This is a genomic window from Verrucomicrobiota bacterium, from assembly GCA_027622555.1.
GTDB lineage: Bacteria > Verrucomicrobiota > Verrucomicrobiia > Opitutales > UBA2995 > UBA2995.
In genome coordinates this window covers 1-14,521 of record JAQBYJ010000073.1, presented here as the reverse complement: position 1 = coordinate 14,521, position 14,521 = coordinate 1, and the positions used below count along the sequence as shown (strand labels likewise).

The 14,521-nt window shown below is 49.3% G+C and carries 11 protein-coding genes; 7 read left to right on the top strand and 4 right to left on the bottom strand.

Features of this window, described 5'->3' with window-relative positions:
* The first annotated feature begins 20 nt into the window (after positions 1–20).
* Complete coding sequence (locus O3C43_17225; protein MDA1068233.1) at positions 21–902, top strand: isocitrate lyase/PEP mutase family protein; 882 nt, start codon at positions 21–23, stop codon at positions 900–902.
* Between the two features lie 495 nt (positions 903–1,397).
* Here O3C43_17225 and O3C43_17220 read toward each other — a convergent pair whose 3' ends face one another.
* Complete coding sequence (locus O3C43_17220; GenBank protein ID MDA1068232.1) at positions 1,398–2,810, bottom strand: sulfatase; 1,413 nt, start codon at positions 2,808–2,810, stop codon at positions 1,398–1,400.
* A gap of 28 nt (positions 2,811–2,838) precedes the next feature.
* The gene (locus O3C43_17215; GenBank protein MDA1068231.1) at positions 2,839–3,192 is read right to left on the bottom strand and encodes a hypothetical protein; all 354 of its coding nucleotides are present in this window, start codon (positions 3,190–3,192) and stop codon (positions 2,839–2,841) included.
* A gap of 237 nt (positions 3,193–3,429) precedes the next feature.
* Between O3C43_17215 and O3C43_17210 the strand changes: the two genes are divergently transcribed.
* The 5 genes from O3C43_17210 (at position 3,430) to O3C43_17190 (ending at position 9,453) form a co-directional block, all read left to right on the top strand.
* Entirely contained in the window at positions 3,430–4,386 is a 957-nt protein-coding gene (locus O3C43_17210) for an alpha/beta hydrolase (GenBank protein ID MDA1068230.1), read from the top strand.
* A complete protein-coding gene (locus tag O3C43_17205; GenBank protein MDA1068229.1) occupies positions 4,383–6,482 on the top strand; it encodes a prolyl oligopeptidase family serine peptidase in 2,100 nt (699 codons plus the stop codon). The genes O3C43_17210 and O3C43_17205 overlap by 4 nt, the downstream gene beginning before the upstream one ends.
* Positions 6,483–6,561: 79 nt before the next feature.
* Positions 6,562–8,052, top strand: a complete 1,491-nt coding sequence (locus O3C43_17200) for a sulfatase (protein MDA1068228.1) — start codon at positions 6,562–6,564, stop codon at positions 8,050–8,052.
* 129 nt (positions 8,053–8,181) lie between these two features.
* Positions 8,182–9,105 carry a sugar phosphate isomerase/epimerase gene (locus tag O3C43_17195; GenBank protein MDA1068227.1) on the top strand — a complete coding sequence of 308 codons (924 nt, stop codon included), beginning with the start codon at positions 8,182–8,184 and terminating at the stop codon, positions 9,103–9,105.
* Between the two features lie 63 nt (positions 9,106–9,168).
* On the top strand, positions 9,169–9,453 hold the full coding sequence (locus O3C43_17190) for a pyrimidine/purine nucleoside phosphorylase (protein ID MDA1068226.1): 285 nt from the start codon (positions 9,169–9,171) through the stop codon (positions 9,451–9,453).
* A 24-nt stretch (positions 9,454–9,477) separates the two neighbouring features.
* Here the strand turns inward: O3C43_17190 and O3C43_17185 are convergent, their stop codons facing one another.
* Together O3C43_17185 and O3C43_17180 are read right to left on the bottom strand one after the other, a co-directional pair.
* Positions 9,478–10,308: an MFS transporter gene (locus O3C43_17185; protein MDA1068225.1), complete on the bottom strand. Its 831-nt coding sequence runs from the start codon at positions 10,306–10,308 to the stop codon at positions 9,478–9,480.
* A gap of 133 nt (positions 10,309–10,441) precedes the next feature.
* The gene (locus O3C43_17180; protein MDA1068224.1) at positions 10,442–12,283 is read right to left on the bottom strand and encodes a CehA/McbA family metallohydrolase; all 1,842 of its coding nucleotides are present in this window, start codon (positions 12,281–12,283) and stop codon (positions 10,442–10,444) included.
* Positions 12,284–12,392: 109 nt separating this feature from the next.
* Between O3C43_17180 and O3C43_17175 the strand changes: the two genes are divergently transcribed.
* Positions 12,393–14,126 (top strand): hypothetical protein, encoded by a 1,734-nt coding sequence (locus tag O3C43_17175; GenBank protein ID MDA1068223.1) that lies wholly within the window; start codon positions 12,393–12,395, stop codon positions 14,124–14,126.
* Positions 14,127–14,521 lie beyond the last annotated feature (395 nt).

Here is a 14,521-nt window from a genome sequence, read left to right as displayed (position 1 = left end):
TGATTTACAGCGAAAAAGCCATGCCCGAAAACGATTTCACAACGACTATCTGCCTGACCGGTCCAAATGCCGGGGACGAGTTCCGTCGCCGCATTGGTGAAAATCGCATATTACCGCTCATTGGTATTTACGATGTATTTTCAGCCCTGATCGCTTCAAAATCCTTCGAAGGCGTTTTCTGCAGTGGTTACAGTTATGCCGCCAGCGCTTATGGGTTGCCAGACGTTGGCTATGTAAACTGGCGGGACATGACCGATTGGGCAACGAAGGTGAGACATGCTATTCCGAACACGCAAATTCTAGTCGATGTCGACGATGGATTTGGTGATCAGGTTGTCGCCGCCAATACGGTTCGCAATCTGGAGGCCAATGGACTGTCTGCAGTCATGATGGAAGATCAAAAACGGCCACGGCGATGCGGCCACTTTGAAGGGAAAGAAATTCTTCCGATCCAGGAATATTTAACGAAACTCACAACCGTGGTGGAATCCAGACGCAGTATTTTTGTCATCGCCCGAACCGATGCAACCGATCCGAGCGAAGGCATTGATCGGGCCGTTGCCTATGCGGAATCAGGCGCAGACGGTGTCATGGTTGAAGCGATTAAGGACCTGGATACCATAGCCAAGTTGCGCTCCCAGATTTCAGTTCCTATCATGGTCAATCAGCTGCATGGAGGCAAATCTCCTGACTGGCGATTCGATGAGCTTGAGGACGCAGGAGCTTCCATTGTTATCTACAGTACCCCTTGTCTTTTCGCCGCCCAATACGGCATTGAAAAGTATCTCCAGGAAATGGTTGAGAAGCGAGGCCTGCCTCAACAAGGAACCGTTTCCATGGATGACTGTGCGAAAGTGCTAAATCGAGAACCTACCCAAATTCCCGATTTGGTAATGCGCTAGAAATGGGACTCAATCATTCGATGCATTTTTGAAAATTCCCCTAACGCATTTCCAATAATCGTGTGCAGCTCGTTCGAGCTTTTCAAAGGACGTATACGACATCAGCCCCTTGACTTTTGACAGTAGATTTTTGCGAGAAGGAAGAGGAGATCCGGGGTCTCGAGATATAGTAAACTACGGTTCATCAAGATAAACATCATGATTTGAAGGAGAAGGCCCTGTCCACTTCTAAGACAAGTGGAATAACCAATAAGTATTTAATAAAACGTGCTGCTGCCTTACCAAAGTAACACGGCGCGGTCGGCGACCACTCCCTACCATGTAATGCGGCACGACAACGGAAGGTAGGGACCGCTCGCCGTAGCGGTCCGAAACAGAGTATTCGGAAATTACCACTTGGAAAACTCACTAGGATCTTTGTTCTCTTCATTTGTAGCACTCGATAGGTTCCTGTCAGATTTCGAGTCCCAATTACATTTGAAACTAACAGCTTTGCTATCGGGGCGAGGCTGCTCTGACTACTGCACCGGTATAGCTTTCGATCAGAGTATTCGTTCGCATCCGCAGTTTTTTCAATTGCGCGGCATATTCCGGGTTGCCGACCAAGTTGACGAGCTCATCAGGATCGTTTTTCAAATCGTGAAGAAACTCGTACACAGGATCCTGGTCCACGTAGCGGGCATATTTGAATCGTTGTCCCCGCACTCCTTCCCAGGACATGGAATAGCGGAGATTGAGATGCTCGCAGAAAAAATCCTCGCGCCACCCTTCCGGAGAAGCGTTCCCGTCTAGCACTGGTTTCAAACTGTCGCCTTGGTAGCTAACGGGAATCGTCACCCCGCCCCAATCCAGGAAAGTGGCCGGCAGATCCAGGTTTAGAGCCATCGTATCCACAACGCGACCGCGACGCTCTTCTGGTTGCCGCGGATCGTAAATCACCAAGGGAACACGTTGCGATTGCTCGTGGTGCGACCACTTTCCCGCAAAGCCTCGATCGCCCATGTAGTATCCATTATCCGCTGAATAGACCACGATGGTATTGTCCGCGAGTCCCTCTTCCTCCAGCACCTGCAACACCCGGTTCATTGCGTGGTCGATTCCCGAAAGCATCCGGAAATAAGCGCGCATGTTAAGTTGGTATTTTTCAGGAGTATCCCAGCGCCAATGAAACCGCTCACGATGGTTCGACGTTTTTAGAAACTCTGGATGCGCCTCGAAGATCGCTGGATCCGATAAGCGAGGAGCCGGTATTTCAATGTCGTCGTATTTTCCGTCCATTGCCCGGGGCCAGGGATAATGTCCCGTGCCAGGGACTCTGTCATTGTCTTCAGCATGCCCGGCATTAAACCAAAGGTTGAGACAGAACGGATCATCCTTCCCTCGCTGAGATTTGAGAAACTCGATTCCGCGATCGCAGATGAGCTCCGTCTCATGGCGTTTCGATCCATCCGGCATAGTTTTAAAATACGGGTTTCGAAAGATTCTTTCATACTCATCGAAATGTTCCTCCGGCTTGAAACCTTTAGGCATCTTGGCATGCCACTTTCCATACAGGGCCGTCCGGTAACCTGCGTCTCGCAATAGGTCAGGAAACAGTTCGGTCAGCACCTCCGGCTTAACCATATCCGACTGATCCGACTCGACCGACGATAGCGAGGTCAGTCCCGTCAAAATGGTCGTCCGGCTCGCCCAACAGGTCGAACGGGTCACAAACATGTTCTCAAACCGTACTCCATTTTCCGCGAGTCGATCGATTGTTGGAGTCTCTATAATCGGATGTCCTGCGCAGCCCAAGGTATCGTTCCTCTGATCGTCCGCAAAAAAGAAGAGGATGTTCGGCCTTTTTTCCCCAAGAAGGGGTACCACATTTAAGGATAAAACCAAAAGAACTTTGAGAGTATGCTTCACGAGGGATGTTTTATGGATGAATTCACTTTTATGGCGAGGGTACTTTTATCCCAAATGCAGGGTATGCTTGAAAGGGGTAAAACCTGTTAAATAGACACTCTCTCCATTTTGCTTGGGTAACATTCCTCTTATATCTGCCCACTTGTGCTCTGCAATCCCCGCGGCAAAAGGTAATAACATCCCCACCCTGTGCGTACTGACCCATTCCGCTCTCAAGGAAGTAAGCGCCGTCCAGATTCTTGTCAGCCGTCACTCCCTTCAATTTGCCTCCTGAGCGAAAGCTCATTTCAAGAGAAACCGGCACATGAGGCGATCCTTCGATAAGGATACCGATGCTGACCTTACCTGATTGTATGAGAAATTCTCTTCTGGCTATTGTCATCGTTTTAAAGGCTTTGAGGTTTATCTATTTTCAAACGAAAAGCTCCGAAACAGGCGATACATTTAAGGAACAGCATGCGTAAAAACAGGAACTGCTGTCCGCTCTGAAGACAAAGGCTGTTATTTAAACATTCCTATTTGACCCATTCATATCTGGCTTGTGCAACATACAAAATTGTCACACGGTTTCTTAGCCCAAGAAGCACTTGAAATATCAATACCCTAAGAAGTAATCACTATGAAGAATCCTGGATTCAAATTCATCTATTCTATCTTTTTAATCTTGGCGGTTTTAACCGCCCTTCCTGCCTTTTCTCAGCAACAACAGAATAGACGCCCACCGAATCCGACGGACGAACAGATCCAACAACGCGTTCCAGATGGTGTTACGTTTGTTCCAAACATCGCTTACCGCGAAGGCAACGACGAGTGGAAACTCGATCTCGCCATGCCATCAAAACGGGGCGATGAGCCACGACCAGCCATCGTATTTATTCACGGCGGCGGCTGGCGCAATGGAGACAAGCGAGCAGAAGGCTTTTTAAATCCAACACTCGCCTATGCAGCCAAGGGGTATGTGTGCATCACGGTGAACTATCGATTGTTGACAGGCAATTCGACCGCCATCCACCACTGTGTGGAAGATGTGAAGAATGCAGTTCGTTGGCTACGTGCACATGCTGAAACATATAACGTCGATCCGAATCGTATTGGTGCCACCGGAAATTCCGCAGGAGCACACTTGTCCGTCATGCTAGGAATTTGTCCGAAGGATGCAGGACTGGAAGGTGATGGCCCTTACCAAGAGTTTTCCAGTGACGTGCAAGCAGTGGCCGCAAGTGCTACACCAACCAGTTTTTTAATTCCCATGAGTGCCCGTGCACGCGAACGCTTTGAGCAGGAAAAAGCGACCCTCGATTCAACACGTGACGCTCTCCGACAAAAGATCTCTCCCATCACTTACGTGTCGGCCGACGTTCCACCCATGATGCTGTTTCACGAAGCATCGGACAATACGGTGGGCGTCTATCAGTCCGACACCTTCATCCAGGCGCTGCGGGACGCAGGTGCCAAAGACGTAAATTACATGCTTTTCGGAGATGGCTCGGGACACGGTGTTTTTCAGAGAAACATCGCAGTCACGGAACCCTCCCGTGAAGCGTTCTTCGCCCGCATCCTCAAACCAGGGGAATGAGTTGTAAACAAAGGCAATCCCGAGGGAAATTTGTAGGAGCTGCTTTAGCTGCGACTTCTCCGGGAACGCCAAGCCCCAGCTTGGCCTTTATAAAATCGAATTTCGCAGCTAAAGCAGCTCCTACACGCTGTCGCGTTTCCGCGATATGGTCGGCAATATTAATGCTGAATTCATTCACTTTCGGCCAAACAGAACCCGGCGACACCATGATCCATGCCTACTTGTCGCAACAGGCAAGCGAGTTGCACGGCAACTTTTTATCCGGCATCCAATCGAAGCAAGATTGGTTGGATCAAAAACCACGGTTTAAAGAGGAATACCTTTACATGCTTGGCCTTTCGCCGATGCCTGAGAAAACGGACTTGAAGGCAACGGTAACAGGCACGCTTGAAGGTGAAGGCTACACGGTGGAGAAACTCCATTATCAAAGCAGTCCAGGTCTGTATGTAACCGCCAATCTCTATCGACCAGCAAAGGTGGAGCCTGGCGAAAAGCTCCCAGCCATCCTCTACGTATGCGGTCATGCTCAACGCGGTAGGAATGGCAACAAAGCCGCCTACCAATCTCACGGCATCTGGTTCGCCCGACACGGATATGTTTGCCTCATGGTCGATACAGTTCAGCGCGGTGAGATCAGCGGCGTTCATCACGGCACCTACAGTCACAATCGCTGGTGGTGGCTGTCCCGCGGATACACTCCGGCTGGAGTGGAGTGCTGGAACGGTATTCGCGGCATAGACTATTTAATAAGCCGTCCTGATGTGGATGCAGAGCGTATTGGCGTTACCGGTATCAGCGGAGGTGGAGCAGTTACTTTCTGGGTAGCGGCAGCGGATGAACGGGTGAAAGTCGCCATACCGGTCAGCGGCATGGCTGACCTACCTTCGTACTTGGGAGACCACATTATCGACGAACATTGCGACTGCATGTTCATGAACAACACCTACCAATGGCCATGGACCCGAATCGCAGCTTTGATTGCGCCCCGGCCGCTGATGTTTGTAAACAGCGATAACGACGCCATCTTCCCCATGAACGCCAACGAACGGGTGAGCAATCGCCTGGAAACGTTCTACAGTTTGTTCGGCGCCGGCGATCAGGTAGAGACGCTGGTGAGCATCGGTGGTCACGCCTACCGGGAGGACATTCGCAAAGCGACCTTCCGCTTCATGAATATTCATTTAAAAAATGACCCCAGTCCGATTACGGATAGTGAGGTCGATATCGTAACCGGAAATCGTGACCATGAAGTGCATCCCATCGCGCCGGAACTGCTTCGTGTTTTCCCGACCAATGAAGATATTCCAAAAGATGAAATTAGCTCTACCATCGATGAGCATTTTGTACCGCTAGCTAAGTTTGAAGGACCTAAGCCAAGGTACTATGACAGGTGGAAAGAGGATTTAATTTCCAAGCTTCGGGCTGTTAGCTTTCGCAGCTTCCTGGAGCAAATTCCAGTAGCACGCTTACTGGAAACGAATTCAAAAGGAGCCATGAAATTGGAAACCGAATCAGGAATCTTTGTTGGGTTGAAAGTCATTCATTCAACTGAAAATCCAAAGCAAATAGTCCTGCAGGTGAATCTGGATGCATCACAAAACTCAATTATCCAAAAACAGAGCCCACCGAATTCCACCGTCTATCAACTTAATCCTCGGGGAACAGGTGACACTAAATGGACAATAAGGAACCCGCCCAATTACGTTGCCCGCTCTCACCTCTTGATTGGGAGAACGGTGGGGGATGGTCGCATCTGGGACATCATGGCAACCGCCAGATATTTAAAGCAGCTCCATGGCGAAAAGATTCCGATTTTCGTTTCAGGCGAAAAGGCCGGAGCCGTTCTTGCGGCTTATGCCTCCTTACTGGAGCCAGAGATCGGTGGTGCAATACTCGTGGAGCCCATTCTGAGTCACATGGATGAAAACTGTCCGGCCCTCCTCAATGTTCTGAGAGTCTGCGATGTACCAGACGTATTGGGTGCTCTTGCTCCAAAACGTCTTTACCTCAAAGAGGCCGACGAGGCAGCGACCAATAAAATTCGGATTATCTATAATAAAGCTGAAGTACCAAATCATGTGAGGTTTTCATTCTGAACGATGATCAGGGTTGGACAAGTGAAGGATAGCGTTTACAACTGCTCTATCCCCTATTAGAAATCTCATCTTTATAAATATGAAACTGCTTATCATCTTCTCTCTGGTGCTCCTAATGCCTATTAGCCTTTTTTCAGCTGAGAAATCACCCAACATTATCGTCTTCCTTACGGACGACCAAGGCTGGACGGGCACCTCAGTTCAAATGGATAAAAATCGTCCCGAATCGAAAAGCGATTTTTACCAGACACCTGCCCTGGAACGCTTGGCGGAGCAGAGCATGCGTTTCTCACAAGCCTACTCACCTCACCCCAATTGTTCATCCACACGCATGAGCATTCAAACGGGCAAGAGTCCTGCCCGTTTAGGCACGACCGACATCTACGACGTGAATCCCGGCACCCCAGGATTCATCGAACCGTTTTACAACAATTTTTATCTGAACAAACCTCTGATCATGCACCTCCCGATTATCGGACTGCCGGAGGAAGAAGTAACGATTGGAGAGTTTATTAAAAAGCATCGGCCTGAGTATACCACCGCTCATTTTGGCAAATGGCATATGGGTCCGGAAGATCCAACCATCCATGGCTACGACGTTCATGACGGACCCACGACAAACACCGAGGGCAATGCAGGTATGCCTGACCCCAAACAACTTTACGGCATTACCCATCGTTTTGTAGATTTTATTAAAACACAGGCTGCAGCGGACAAACCGTTCTTTCTGCAGATTTCACACTACGCGGTTCACACGCAGATCTTTGCCGAAAAGGAGACGATCGAAAAATACAGCAAGCTCGAGCCGGGCAAAAATCATAAGAACGGCCCCTACGCCGCCATGACCGAGAATCTGGATGAGTCCCTTGCGATTCTACTTAAGACTCTCGACGAACTAAACTTAACGGACAACACCTACTTGCTTTACACCTCCGACAATGGAGGCGAGATCGGTCCCGGAAGTATCCCGACCAACAACACACCTTTAAGAAAAGGAAAAACCCACACTTGGGAAGGCGGGATACGAGTGCCACTATTCGTGCGTGGTCCAGGCATCGCAAAAGACTCTCAATGCGATATGCCCGTCAATGGATCCGATTTCTTTGCCACCTATGTCGACCTGCTCGGAATCAACGAAACCTTACCGAAGGATATGGACGGTGGTAGCCTCGCCGGTGTTCTCAAAAACTCTGGCAAAGGCAATATCGATAGACCAACAGAGGATTTCGTTTGGTATTATCCGCACTATCGGGATTTCAAAGGAGTCTATCCACAAGCCGCCATCCGTTCCGGAAATTATAAGCTCCGCAAAGAGTACGATACCGACCAACTCATGCTCTTTGATCTAAGTAAAGATATCGGGGAAACAAACGACCTCAGTTCAAGCCATCCAGAACTGACCCAGAAAATTCATAACAAACTCAACGATTACCTCACACGGGTCCACGCGAAGATCCCGGCCAAGAATCCCGACTACGACCCAAAGAAAGACCGGGGATTGGAACAGATTATTTTTGGAGGTCGCGCTCTTCCCGGCTCGGGCGCAGGACAACGACCTGATTCGAATTGAGTCTAACGAACGTTTTAAACAGGCTTAAAGCACCAGTTTTATTTTACTGCTTTTATTGAATCGGAACTGAAAGTCTCTCCCAACCACTTGCACCACTGAACCGTTAAACTCGATCAACCTTTTCAACCAATGAAACTCGGACTCGTAAGCGCCATTCTGGCTGATCAAACACTCGACCAGGTCCTCGATTTTGCAGCGACCGAAAGCTTCGACTGCATCGAACTTATGTGCTGGCCGAAAGGGAAGGCAGAACGCCGTTATGCGGGAGTTACTCATGTCAATGTCAGCGATATGACTCAAGGCCAAGCCGATGAAGTTACAGGCAAGGTGGCCGACCTAGGATTGACCATAAGCGGACTCGGTTATTACCCGAACCCGCTAGTAGCAGATCACGAGGAAGCCCAGGTTTATATCGATCATTTGGGAAAGCTTTTTCAAGCGGCACCCAAACTGGGAGTCGGAGTTGTCAATACCTTCATCGGTCGAAATCCTACCCAATCCGTAGACGACCAATGGCCGCGTTTTCTCGAAGTATGGAAACCCTTGATACAGCAAGCCGAAGACAACGGTGTAAAAGTCGCCATCGAAAATTGCCCCATGTATTTCACCCGCGACGAGTGGCCGAGCGGCAAGAACCTGGCCATTAGTCCTGCTATTTGGAGAAGGATGTTTGACGACATTGAGAGCGATCATTTTGGACTCAACTACGATCCCTCTCACCTGCTCTGGCAACAGATGGATTACGTAAAACCGATCAAGGAATTCATTACCAGGTTTTTCCACGTGCATGCCAAGGATGCCATTGTCGACATCGATGCGTTAAACGAAGTCGGCATCCTCGCCACTCCACTGGAATACCACAGTCCCAAACTTCCGGGACTGGGCGGCATTGACTGGAGCAAGTTTTTCAACGCTTTACATGAAGAAAATTACACCGGCTCAGTCTGCATCGAAGTGGAGGACCGTGACTACGAGGAAACACTGGAAGGTCGTCAGGAAGCACTTCGCCAAAGCGCCCGTTTCCTGAGAAACGTTATGACTAAAGAAAATTAAAAGAGCTTCCTATTGGTCGCATTCCTGCTTTTTTCTACACCAAACTCTAACCCTTTTATTTCCATGCTTAAAGTAAACGAATATTTTGACGGACAGGTTAAATCCATTGCTCTGGAAACCGAAACCCTGCCAGCAACGGTTGGTGTCATGGCCAAAGGCGAATACACCTTCGGAACGGACTGTCATGAGATCATGACCGTAGTATGCGGCAAGTTAGTAGTCCAACTACCGGGAGCCGAAACATGGCAGGACTTTACCGACGGTGAGACCTTTGAAGTTGCGGCCAATCAATCATTCAAACTCCAGGTCCCCGTCGACACCGCTTATCTGTGTAAATACCAGCGCTAATTTCAGGCTTCAGTTTCTAAGGTACTACAAATTTGCCAGCCGCTGTTTGTGGCTCACCAAATCAACGCGGGCCATGAGTAACCAGGCAACGGCGTAGAGCGCACCTAGTGCCAGGAGGATGCTTTTCATCCCGGTGAAATTGAATACAATAGGATATATGCCAGAGCCTAGGGCCATTCCGAGATTGGCCAGGGCCATGTAACAGGCGAACTGGGTGGAGGCGATTTCTACCCGGCAAAGCGACATCGCAAGTGAGATGAAAGTTATGAAAAGCATGGTTCCTGTCAGATACACCAGAAACAAAGCGATGACAGCCACAGTGGGGTGACTCATGGTATCCACCAAGGGGAAAAGTCCGGTGTACAGGCAGGCGGCAATCAACAAAGTAAACGCATAGGCCCGACGAGCTCCGAGTTTGTCGATAACGGGGCCAAGCGCCAAACCGCAAAAGGCGCTGACCAGGCTCACCGAAGCCACCCAGTTCGCGTAATTGGAATCGGTGTAACCCAACACATTTATAGCAAGGTCAGGTGACCAAACCTTGTAGATCCCGTAGTTGATCCTTTGAAGGGATATAATGCCCATTATCAGGAGACTCATGGGCAGTAATAATACCTGTATAAGGTCTTTGAACAGTTGCAGAATACTTCCTTCCGGTTTCAGCATTTCGGGATTTGCTTCGCCTCTGCTCCAGGGGAGTAGACGCTCTCCTACTCGTTCGCGAAATAGAATCGAGACCAGAACGAGCAAACCGATCGAAACGAGTAGAAAAACCGCAACAGCGGGAAGACCGCCATACTTGAGTAATGCAACCGCAATGGAACCGGTAATAGAAATACCCCAAATCGAAGCCAACGGCTTTGGGCTAGAACAGGTAATGTGCAGGGCATCAGGAGGCTTAAAGAGACCAAACTCTTTCAGTCTTTTAAAAACGCCACAAGCGTGGAAGTGGGCGGTCTTCCTTCAAGATACCTCCAGTGTTTATTTCCTATTTATCAGCCCAATGATATTCGGCGTCTTTGATGACCTGAGAATAGACGGCTCTGGCTTCGGCGTAGTTTGCCAGAACGGCATCCTGCTCATTTGCACCAGGAAAACGATCGGGATTTTTCCGGGTAATACTATCCAATACTTCTATCCACCGGAGCATGTATTCCGCATCCTCAACAAAAGCTATCGGTTTTTGGTCTACTGAAATATAAATAGGACTGGTATGCGCTTGCCGGAGTAATCCGTCGGGTGCTCGAAAGAATGCCCTCGCGATTACCCATCCGCTACGTTGAGGAAGCAATTCGGAATTTAACTCCTCGATCAGAACCGGAGCCGCATTCTTTCCAAGCAGATCAAGTGAAGCGACGACCAAACCATTGTGAACGATCTGCAGAGACTCCAGAGATTCGATGGATCGGACAGTTGCCAGCAGTTTTATTGATCGGGTATTGGCCGATGATCTGGTTACAGTCGTACCTAAACCTTGTCCATCAGCGGTCAACGAAAGCATGGGACCTGAAGTGGCAAAGGAACGCCCCGATTTTAAGGCCTCCCAGAATTTTGCGGCAGTCATGCGGCCGTCGATTTTGGCATAAACACGGTGTTGGCCGGCTGCAACCGGCATCACTCCAATTGCAGAACCTCCAGAAACACCCAGACGAAATCCACAGTTTAAAAAACGATAATAGAGTCCGTTGGTTCGATGAAAAAGTCCGTCTCCAACCGCCTCATTGGATTCGCCGGATGTAAGCGCCCCGATCATGCCCCAGCCTCCCGGAATAGTTGAATCCCTGTGGTAATGATTGTGGCACACCTGAATCGTATCGAGTGCCCCTAAAGCAGCACCGATTACTGTTTCCGCCCAAGAGGGTTTATCACTGTCAAGAACGACGTCAGGTGAGTGGGATTGTGCGGAACGGCTCAGCGCGGCATCGGTGGGGAAATGTTCTCCGTTCACCTCGGCTGTGACTGGTAGGTTGAGATTGTAGAGAAAGGTAGCGCCAATGGTTCCACCAGGAATCGCATTGCGATCAATTCGTTCAATTTCGATGTTGTTTCGAGTGACGATGTGATTGCGGTCAACCTCAATGGGCAGCGTGTAGGATGCATCAGGCCAGCTCGATTCCCATGTTTCCCCACGACCTCTTAACCAAAAGGAAAATGCCGGAATCAGATGGACATCGTCCGCCAAGGCGAGCTGTTGCAAAATACGGGGATCGTCTTGTCCGAGGTGGACATGAAGATCCGCAGAAAACCAACCCTCTGATGGCATATCGATCCATTTACTTAATTGAACGGTTTTTTCCAGATTCTCTCCGGAACCCAGGAGAATGGAGAGGTCGACAGGAATGTATTCTTTCCCTTTTTCCACATGCACAACGGCTTCACCCTCAGGCAGGTCCATCGTAAAGACACCGTCACAGCTAAAACTACGATCTCTTGCATAAGGCGTAACCGTTATTGGCGCGAATGGTTCGAACAGTCTTTGGCCCTTGGAATCCACCCAGGCGCGCGCCGGAGTAGTCTCACCATTTTCATCTAGAATCCGAACTGTGATACTTGCGGCATCCACATTTATTAATCCCGGAAAAGCACAAAGCAGATATACGCAGAGTGCCTGAAACAACTCCTTCCGAATGAATTGAGCTTGGCGCCCTCTATTGATCAATCTCATCACATGTGTGTCCAAACGAGAATCTGAGCTTGGATTATCTCTGTAAAGAATGTCCTTGGTCAAGATGGGACTGGTGTAGCGGCTGGAATGGGGAATGATTTTAAAAGAGGTCAAAATCTGAGCTACCGGATCCAACGCATCCCACTTGCTCTGGTCAGGAAGCACTTCGTCCTAGCGCCAACTTCCTGAGAAAAGCCGATGGATATCCCAACTAAAGAAATTTTATTTCAGAAATTCCGTGTCAACCCGACGAAAGCATATCAGTGTCTCCTGGATGGCGATTTGCAAAATAGAATTAAAACTCTGCGGGGTCATGATCCTGTTGGCGGTGTTTTCCGCGCCAGCCTTTGCCGGGGTATTGACGGGAACGGTTAAGGACACTCATGGCAAGTCCTTGGAAGGTGTATTGGTCCGAATGACGGACGACGTTTCCGGGATATCGGAGTCCGTTTATTCCAATGCGCAAGGCACATACAAATTGGCAACTCGTCTGGAAGGTGAATTAAACCTTCGCCTGCGTACTCCGTATTATCGCGACGCTATAGCGACGGTGATCCTGGAACCCTATTCGCAAATCAATAAGGATCTGGTGATGGAAGCCATGACCGACGACCTTGAGATTTCCGAAAGTCTTCCCGCAGCCTATCACTTCGGCAGTTTGCCTTTTGAAAAGGGTAAAAACGCGAGTTTTAACCGATTGCAGTTTCAACGTGATTGCCTGTCCTGCCATCAGATAGGCAATTCGTTTACCCGAATTCAGCGAACACCCGAATCCTGGGCAACGTCCATCGAACGCATGCACCGTTACCTGGGCAACTTCGACATGGAGTTAAGGGATGCTCGATCGGTCATCCTCTCAGAAGGATTTGGCGGGAAGCCGTTGACAGTTCGTCCCCAATTTCCTCTAGACGAGTCACTCAGCCGCACGAAGATCTACGAATATCGCCTTGAAACGGCATACGTTCCACATGACGCCATCTACAACCCCAATGATGGTCTGATCTATACGGTGGACCAGGGCTTGGATCACATGGCCATTACGGATCCCGCAACGGGACAGACCGAGTACGTGCAGCAGTCAACCGGCAAGGCTATGTCTTATCTGTCCGAGGTTGAGGAGGACAATCATGTCATGGGCGAATTCGAACCTGGCGGTAAACACGGTCCGCATTCCCTGGATTTGGGTTTGGATGGCAATTACTATGTCACTAACACCGCAAGCAGAAGTATTGGAGTCTTCAATACCTCCACTCGGGAGTGGGAGCCTTCCTACCGGATGGACCCGAAAACCAAGGCAAGATACCCCCACACCATACGCATAGACAGCAAAAGTATTGCCTGGTTTACTTTGACCGGATCGGAACAGGTTGGTCGTCTCGACCCCGTGACACGCGAGTTCAATATCCTGAACTTACCAAAACGTAAACCACAAGGTATAGCAGGAACCACGCAACCTTACGGTATCGACATAAACCCGACGGATGGTTCGATTTGGTATGGACGCCTTTTTGCCGATGTTATTGGCCGCATAGACCCAGACACTTTTGAGATCAAAGAATTCGACTCTCCAATAAGTGGCCCGCGTCGCATGCGCTTCGACAAGAAAGGTGTGCTCTGGGTTGCCGGTTACTCTGAGGGTAAGTTGGTTCGAATCGAAACAGAAGGCTTCAAAACCAAAGTCTATTCGATGCCGGAATTCGCTCCTGGTTACCGGCCCGCACCTTACGCGTTGGGGGTTCATCCGACTACCCAGGAAATCTGGATCAACGAGAATATGACCGATCGCATGTATAAATTCATTCCCGATGAAGAGCGCTTTGTTGTTTATCCCATTCCCCTTCGAGGCACCTACACGCGCGACATGACCTTTGACGAGGACGGTCGAATCATTACCTCAAATAACCCATTGCCTACACCCGCGTTAGAAGGCGGAGTTCTTGAAATAATCAGCATTGATCCCGCCTACGATGCTGACAAAGAAGCCAAGCTGGTTCTTGGTAAAAGATGACGATGGAGTGATGGTCATCCCAGCTCCGAATGCGCGTAGGTCGAGGACTGCCCTATGAAAATACCTTAAAGAGCCGCCAATAGGGCCTTCGCCAAAGCGCCCGATTCCTGTACTACAATCCGGTAGAATCTTGTTTTAAAAGCTAAGTCTTCATATCCCACTCTTCACCACGAACTTCGCGATTAGCTGGTATTAAAATACGTTCGAAGAAAAATTCATTAACTACGAAAAGCGCTGAATTACGCGAAAAACTGAAAGTAGATCCCATTGAAAAGAAAATATTAACCACGAATGATTTTATCTTTTTTCATCAGTGAAAATCAGTGTCATCAGCCGTGCCGTGTCGTAGTCTTGGTGGAGACTGGTGGTTAAGTTTTTCTTTTCTCCAACAGGAG